The sequence below is a fragment of the Deferrisoma sp. genome, assembly GCF_054681715.1.
The window spans coordinates 1-7,362 of the sequence record NZ_BAAHFQ010000139.1 but is presented as its reverse complement, the minus strand read 5'-3'; the positions used below and the strand labels follow the sequence as shown (position 1 = coordinate 7,362).

General features: G+C 71.9%; 5 protein-coding genes. All 5 read left to right on the top strand.

Features of this window, described 5'->3' with window-relative positions:
* On the top strand, positions 1 to 3,247 hold a 3,247-nt coding region (locus tag ACY0I8_RS14595), incomplete at its 5' end, for an amylo-alpha-1,6-glucosidase (RefSeq protein WP_461395337.1).
* 121 nt (positions 3,248 to 3,368) lie between these two features.
* Positions 3,369 to 3,659 carry a glycogen-binding domain-containing protein gene (locus ACY0I8_RS14590; protein WP_459941934.1) on the top strand — a complete coding sequence of 97 codons (291 nt, stop codon included), beginning with the start codon at positions 3,369 to 3,371 and terminating at the stop codon, positions 3,657 to 3,659.
* 28 nt (positions 3,660 to 3,687) lie between these two features.
* Positions 3,688 to 5,193: a glycogen synthase gene (locus ACY0I8_RS14585; protein WP_459941935.1), complete on the top strand. Its 1,506-nt coding sequence runs from the start codon at positions 3,688 to 3,690 to the stop codon at positions 5,191 to 5,193.
* A 2-nt stretch (positions 5,194 to 5,195) separates the two neighbouring features.
* On the top strand, positions 5,196 to 7,190 hold the full coding sequence (locus tag ACY0I8_RS14580) for a 1,4-alpha-glucan-branching protein (RefSeq protein ID WP_459941936.1): 1,995 nt from the start codon (positions 5,196 to 5,198) through the stop codon (positions 7,188 to 7,190).
* Between the two features lie 28 nt (positions 7,191 to 7,218).
* Positions 7,219 to 7,362, top strand: a 144-nt coding sequence (locus ACY0I8_RS14575; RefSeq protein WP_461395338.1) for a DUF3417 domain-containing protein, incomplete at its 3' end; no start/stop codon positions are given.

Below are 7,362 nucleotides of genomic sequence, written 5' to 3'. Positions count from 1 at the left end.
GGAGGTGTGGCGCTACATCGTGGCCCGGGTACGCCAGGAGTACCCGGACACCGTGTTCCTGCTCGAGGGGCTGGGAGGGCCCGTGGCCACCACCGAGGCCCTGCTCGCGGACGCGGGGCTCGACTGGGCCTACTCGGAGCTTTTCCAGAACTACGACCGGGGCCAGATCGAGTGGTATCTGCCCGAGGCCGAGCGGATCGCCCAGGCCCGAGGCCTCCTGGTCCACTACGCCGAGACCCACGACAACAACCGGCTCGCCGCCACCTCCGAGGCCTTCGCCCGGCTGCGCACCGCCCTCACCGCGCTCCTGAGCCGCCGGGGCGCGTTCGGCATCACCTGCGGGGTGGAGTGGCTCGCCACCGAGAAGCTCGACGTCCACGGCGCCTCCGACCTCGCTTGGGGCGCCCAGCCGAACCTGGTGGATTGGATCGCCCGGCTCCACGCGATCCACGAGGTCCACCCGTCGTTCCTGCCCGGCGCGAGAATCCAGCTCGTGACCCGCGGGCCGGGAAACGTGCTGGCGGTCCGGCGCGAGGACCGGGACGGCCGGTTCCCCCTGCTGGTGGCCGCGAACCTGAATCCGGGCGAGCCCGCCCGGGTGGCCTGGGATCCCGGGGCCACCCCGGGGGAGCCGCCCCTCCGGGACCTCCTCACGGGCCGTGAATGGGTCCCCGAGCCCACGGCGGCCGGCCCCGGCCTCGCCCTCGACCCCGGCCAGGTCGTGTGCCTCACGGCCCGCCCGGCCGACCTGGAGGCCGTGGAGCAGGCCCTAGCCGAGCCCCCGGGGTTCCTCGAGCCGGTGCGGCGGCAGCGGCTCCGGGCCAAGGTGCTGGATCTGGCCCGGTGGTTCGGCCGGGAGGACGCCGTGCTCGACGACCTCGACGCCCTGGCCGAGGAGCTCGGCCGGGACCCGGCCGGGGCCTCGGCCCGGATCGCGGGCCGGAGATGGCCGCCGGTGGTGCGCTGGAGGTGGCCGGCCGACGCCCGGCGGCGGGTGCCGGTGCCCCCGGGTGCCGTGCTCCTCGTCACGGCGGAGAGCCGGTTCCGGGCCGACCTTCGGATGGGGGACCGGACCCTGGCCCGGGAGGACTCCCTGCCGCTCCCGGGAGGGGGGCAGTTCGCCGTCGTGGTGCCCGGGATCCGGCCCGAGGAGGCCCAGGGGGTCGGCCTGGCCCTGCGGGTGTACGAGACGGAGGGCGCGAAGGCGGTGGAGGCGCCGGTGCTCCTGCTGGGCACGGCGGAGCCGTGGGTGCGGATGGGGTTCGAGGGCGCTTCGATCCGGGGCCGGTACGCGCTCCTGGCGAACGCCCGGGGGGCCATGGCCCAGGTGCGGGCCGAATGGGGGGAGGTGGAAAGCCTCTACGACGCGTGGCTGGCCGGAAACCTCGACCCGGACCGGCCGGTGGACCGCCACGTCATGCTGAAACGGATGCGGGGATGGGTGGTCTACCGGGGGTACAGCCAGGCCCTGGGCGCCGGGTGCACCGAGCGGTTCGGCGTGGATCCCGACGGCGCGGCCCGGTGGAGGTTCTCGGTGCCCTGCGGCATGGGCCGCCGGGTCGTGCTCGACGCGGTCCTGCGCATCGCCCCCGATGAGAACCGGGTGCAGGCCGAGTTCCACCGCCAGGCGGCCGGGGAGGGCCCGGACGTCCTGCCCGACGACGAGCCGGTGCGCCTCATCCTCCGGCCCGACGTGGAGGACCGCACCAACCACGGCCACACCAAGGCCTACGCCGGCCCCGAGAAGGTGTGGCCCAAGGCCGTGCGGCCGTTCCCGGCCGGCTTCGAGTTCGCCCCCGACCCGGCGCGGCGCCTCGTGGTGGCGGCCATGCCCGGGGAGTTCGTGCCCGAGCCGGAGTGGATCTACGGGATCCACCACCCCTGGGAGGCCTCCCGGGGCATCGACCCCCTCTCCGACGCCTTCAGCCCGGGATACCTGCGGCTTCGATTGGCCGGGGGCGAGCGGGCGTTGGTGCAGGCCGAGATCCGGACCGGCCGGGAGTTCCCGGCCCCGGCGCCCCGGATGCGGGTCCGGCGTCCCCGGGGGGACCGGGTCCCGCTCCCCGCGGCTCTTCGGGCGGCCCTCGACGCGTTCTTGGTCCACCGGGACGGGGGGCTCACCGTGATCGCGGGATACCCCTGGTTCCTGGACTGGGGCCGGGACACCCTCATTTTCCTCCGGGGCGCCGTGGCCGCCGGGTTCGGGGAGGAAGCCCTCGAGATCCTCCTGAGCTTCGCCCGGTTCGAGGACCGGGGGACGATCCCCAACATGATCCGGGGCGCCGACACCTCGAACCGGGACACGTCCGACGCCCCCCTCTGGCTCCTCGTGGTGGCCGGGGAGGTCGCCGAGGTGTTGGGCGGGGCGGTGTGGGACGAGGACTGCGGGGGCCGGACCCTCCGGGACGTGGCCCGCTCCATCGCCGAACACTACCTCTCGGGCACCCCCAACGGGGTGCGGGCCGATCCGGCCACCGGGCTCGTGTTCAGCCCGGCCCATTTCACCTGGATGGACACGAACCACCCGGCGGGCACGCCCCGGGAGGGGTACCCGGTGGAGATCCAGGCCCTGTGGCACCGGGGGCTCCGGGTGCTGGCCGAGGCCACCGGGGACGCCCGGTGGGCCGGGGTGGCGGACCGGGTGCGGGACGCGTTTCGGGCCCTCTTCTTCCGGGACGACCTCGGGTTCCTGTCCGACTGCCTCCACGGGCCCCCGGGCACCCCCCCGGCCGAGGCCACGGCCGACGACCACCTGCGGCCCAACCAGCTCCTGGCCCTCACCCTGGGGCTCTACGACGAGCCAACGGGGTGCCGGAGGGTGCTCGAGAACTGCCAGGAACTCCTGGTGCCCGGCGCCATCCGGAGCCTCGCGGATCGGCCGCTGGGGGTGCCGTTGACGATCGAACACCTGGGGCGGGTCCTGGGCGACCCCCATCGCCCGTACCAGGGCCGGTACGAGGGGCCCGAGGACACGGCCCGAAAGCCCGCCTACCACAACGGCACGGCCTGGACCTGGCCGTTTCCGCTCTACGCCGAGGCCCTGTGGCGGGTGTACGGGGAAGAGGCGCGCGGGGAGGCCCGGGCCCTCCTGGGGGCCGTGGCCGGGCTGGTGGAAGGGGGGTGCGTCGGGCACGTGCCGGAGATCCTCGACGGCGACGCCCCCCATGCCCAGCGGGGCTGCGGGGCCCAAGCCTGGGGCGCCTCGGAGTTCGTGCGGGTACTTGCGGTCCTGGACGGCAGGGGATAGGTTGATGGCTCGCCGGTGCGGGCTGCGCCCCCGTCGGGGGCGGCCCGGTGGGGAGGACCGCCGCCCGGGGAGGAAGACCGAGGACCACGGGTATCCATTCCATTGGGAGGAGAAAGAGCTGATGGCAAAGAAAACCCGGAGTAAAACGGGACGGCGAAGGGTTCGGTTCTCGTTTCGGGCCGAACCCGGGAGCCGGGTCTGCGTGGCCGGGACCTTCAACGGCTGGGACCCGGACAAGACCGTGTTGCGGGACCGCACCGGCCAGGGGGAGTACGTCCGGCAGGTGCTTCTCGAACCCGGCCGGTACGAGTACAAGTTCGTCGTGAACGGGGTGTGGTGCGTAGATCCCGAGAACCCCCACTGGGTTCCCAACGAGTTCGGCACGTTGAACAGCGTGCTGGATCTGCGATGATCGGGCCGGCCAAGCCCGGGGGTGAGGGATGAGGCGGCGAAAGCCCCGGATCCTCATCGTGACCCCGGAGATCACGTATCTTCCGGAGGGCATGGGAAACCTGTCGAACCGCCTGACCGCCAAGGCCGGGGGACTGGCCGACGTGTCGGCCTCCCTGGTGGCGGCGCTCTTCGATCTGGGGGCCGATGTGCACGTGGCCCTGCCCCACTACCGGCAGCTCTTCCACATCGACATCGGTCGGTTCATCAGCGAGGAGCTTCGGACGTACCTCAGCAAGCTGCCGGAGGACCGGGTCCACCTGGCCGAGGACCGCATCTTCTACTACCGGGACTCGGTGTACAGCGATTACCAGACCGAGAACCTGAAGCTCGCCCTCGTGTTCCAGCGGGAGGTGATCAACAACATCCTGCCCCGGGTGCGGCCCGACCTCGTGCACTGCAACGACTGGATGACCGGGCTCGTGCCGGCCCACGCCCGGCGGCTCGGGATCCCGAGCCTGTTCACCGTGCACAACATCCACACCCGGGAGGCCACCCTGGCCCAGATCGAGGACCTGGGGATCGACGCGGCCGAGTTCTGGATGAACCTCTACTACGTCCGGATGCCGGGGTCCTACGAGGAGACCCGGAACTCGATCCCGGTGGACCTCCTGACGAGCGGGATCTTCGCCTCCCACTTCATCAACACGGTGAGCCCAACGTTCCTGCGGGAGATCGTGGAGGGGCGGCACGACTTCGTCCCCGACCCCGTCCGCCGGGAGATCCGCGCCAAGTACGACGCCGGGTGCGCCGAGGGCATCCTGAACGCACCGGACCCCACGTACAACCCGGTGCGGGACGAGGCGTTGGTGTCCCGGTACGGGCCCGAACGCCACCCCGACGGGAAGCGGGAGAACAAGCTCGCGTTCCAGCGCACCCTGGGCCTCGAGGTGAACCCCGACGTGCCGCTTTTCTTCTGGCCCTCGCGCCTCGACCCGGTGCAGAAGGGATGCGACCTTCTGGCCCACGTGCTCTACGAGATCGTATCGGCCTACTGGCACGACGGGCTACAGGTGGCCTTCGTGGCCAACGGGCCCTACGCCCGGGTGTTCTCCGACATCGTCGCCTTCCACGGGCTTCAGGGCCGGGTGGCCGTGCACCCCTTCCGGGAGGACCTCTCCCGGCTCGGGTACGCCGCGGCCGACTTCGTCCTGATGCCGTCGAAGTTCGAGCCCTGCGGACTCCCCCAGATGGTCGGCATGATTTACGGCGCCCTGCCCGTGGTCCACGACACCGGTGGACTCCACGACACCGTGGAGCCCCTCGACCCGGCCCGGGGCCAAGGCAACGGGTTCCGGTTCGAGGTGTACGACCCGCCGGGGCTCCGGTGGGCGGTCGACCGGGCCATGGACTTTTACCGGCTGCCCCCCGCCGTGCGGTTCCGGGAGGTGCGGCGGATCATGGCCGAGGCCGCCGGCCGGTTCACCCACTCGGAGACGGCCAGGCGCTACATCGAGCTCTACGAGCGGATGCTGGCCCGTCCCCTGGTGGGGTAGCCATGGCGGTTCGCCGGTTTCCCTGGGGGGACCCCCTCCTCGAGCCCTACCGCGACGCGATCGAGGCCCGGCGAGAGCGCATCCGCCGGTGGGAGCGCCGCCTGACCCGCGGTCGGACGCGGCTGGCCGATTTCGCGAGCGGCCACGAGTATTTCGGGCTCCACCGGACCCCGGAAGGTTGGCGGTTCGCCGAGTGGGCGCCCGCGGCCGAGGCCATCTACCTCGTGGGCGACGCCACCGGGTGGCGGGAGGACGAACGCTACCGGCTCCGTCGGCTCGACGCCCACGGCCGGTGGGAACTCACCCTTCCGGCCGACGGACTCGCCCACGGCCAGCATTACAAGCTCAAGGTGTACTGGCCCGGGGGTTCGGGGGAGCGGATCCCGGCCTGGGCCCGGCGGGTGGTCCAGGACCCGGAGACCCGGCTGTTCAGCGCCCAGGTGTGGGCCCCGGCCGAGCCCTACCGGTGGCGGCACGAGGCCCCTCCGGCCCGGGAGGCCCCCCTCATCTACGAGGCCCACGTGGGCATGGCCCAGGAACGGGAGGGCATCGGCACCTACGCCGAGTTCCGCGACCACGTCCTGCCGCGCATCGTTCGTCTCGGGTACAACACCGTGCAGCTCATGGCCGTGGCCGAGCACCCCTACTACGGGTCGTTCGGGTACCACGTGTCGAGCTTTTTCGCGGCCTCGAGCCGGTTCGGGACCCCGGAGGATCTGAAATCCCTCGTGGACGAGGCCCACCGCCTGGGGCTTCGGGTGATCATGGACCTGGTGCACTCCCATGCCGTGAAAAACGAGAACGAGGGCCTCGGCCGGTTCGACGGCACCCGGTACCAGTACTTCCACGACGGGCCCCGGGGCGAGCATCCGGTGTGGGACTCGCTGCTGTTCGACTACGGCAAGCCCGAGGTTCTTCACTTCCTGTTGTCGAACTGCCGCTTCTGGCTCGACGAGTACCGGGTGGACGGGTTTCGGTTCGACGGGGTCACGAGCATGCTCTACCTCCACCACGGCCTGGGCCACGCGTTCGGGTCCTATGGGGAGTACTTCGGGCCGGACGTGGACGAGGACGCGTACGCCTATCTGGCCCTGGCGAACCGGGTGATCCACCAGGTGCGGCCCGACGCGATCACGGTGGCCGAGGACGTGAGCGGCATGCCGGGCCTGTGCGCCCCGGTGGGGCAGGGCGGGGCGGGGTTCGGCTACCGCCTGGCCATGGGGGTGCCGGACTGCTGGTTCCGGTTGGTGCGGGAGGTGCCCGACGAGGCCTGGGACCTGGGTTGGCTCTGGCACGAGCTCAACAACCGCCGGCCCGAGGAGCGGGTGGTGAGCTACGCCGAGAGCCACGACCAGGCGCTGGTGGGGGGGAAGAGCCTGATTTTCGAGTTGATCGACGCGGCCATGTACGACCACATGCACCGGTCGCAGGCGAACCTGGCGGTGGAACGGGGCGTGGCCCTTCACAAGATGATCCGGCTGGCCACCCTGGCCACGGCCGGGCACGGGTACCTGACCTTCATGGGCAACGAGTTCGGCCACCCCGAGTGGGTGGACTTTCCCCGCGAGGGGAACGCCTGGTCGTACCGGCACGCCCGCCGGCAGTGGAGCCTGGCCGACGACCCCGATCTTCGCTACCACGGGCTGGGGGAGTTCGACCGGGCCATGATCGCCCTGGCCCGGGACGAGGGGTTCCTGGGCCGGGACGAGCCCCGGCTCCTGGCGCTCCGGGCCGAGGACAAGGTGCTCGCCTGGGCCCGGGGGCGGTGCTACTTCCTGTTCAACTTCCACCCCACCCGGTCGGTGGCGGAGTACCCGGTCGAGGTGCCGCCGGGGGCCTACGACCTCGTTTTGGACACCGACGAGCCCCAGTTCGCCGGGCCGGGCCGGGTGGCCCCGGGGCAGCGGTTCCTGACCCACCCGCTCCCGGGGGGGCACCTGGGCATCCGGGTCTACCTGCCGAGCCGGTGCGCCCTGGTGCTCCGCCGGAACCCCTGACGCGTTTTCACGAGAAAGGACACCTCCCATGCAGATCCGAACCTTCTCGGTGATCCCGCGGCTACCGGAGCGGCTCGCCCCTCTCCTGGAGATCGCCCACAACCTCTGGTGGGTGTGGAACCCCGAGGCCGTGGACCTCTTTCGCCGCATCGACCACGACCTGTGGTCGTCC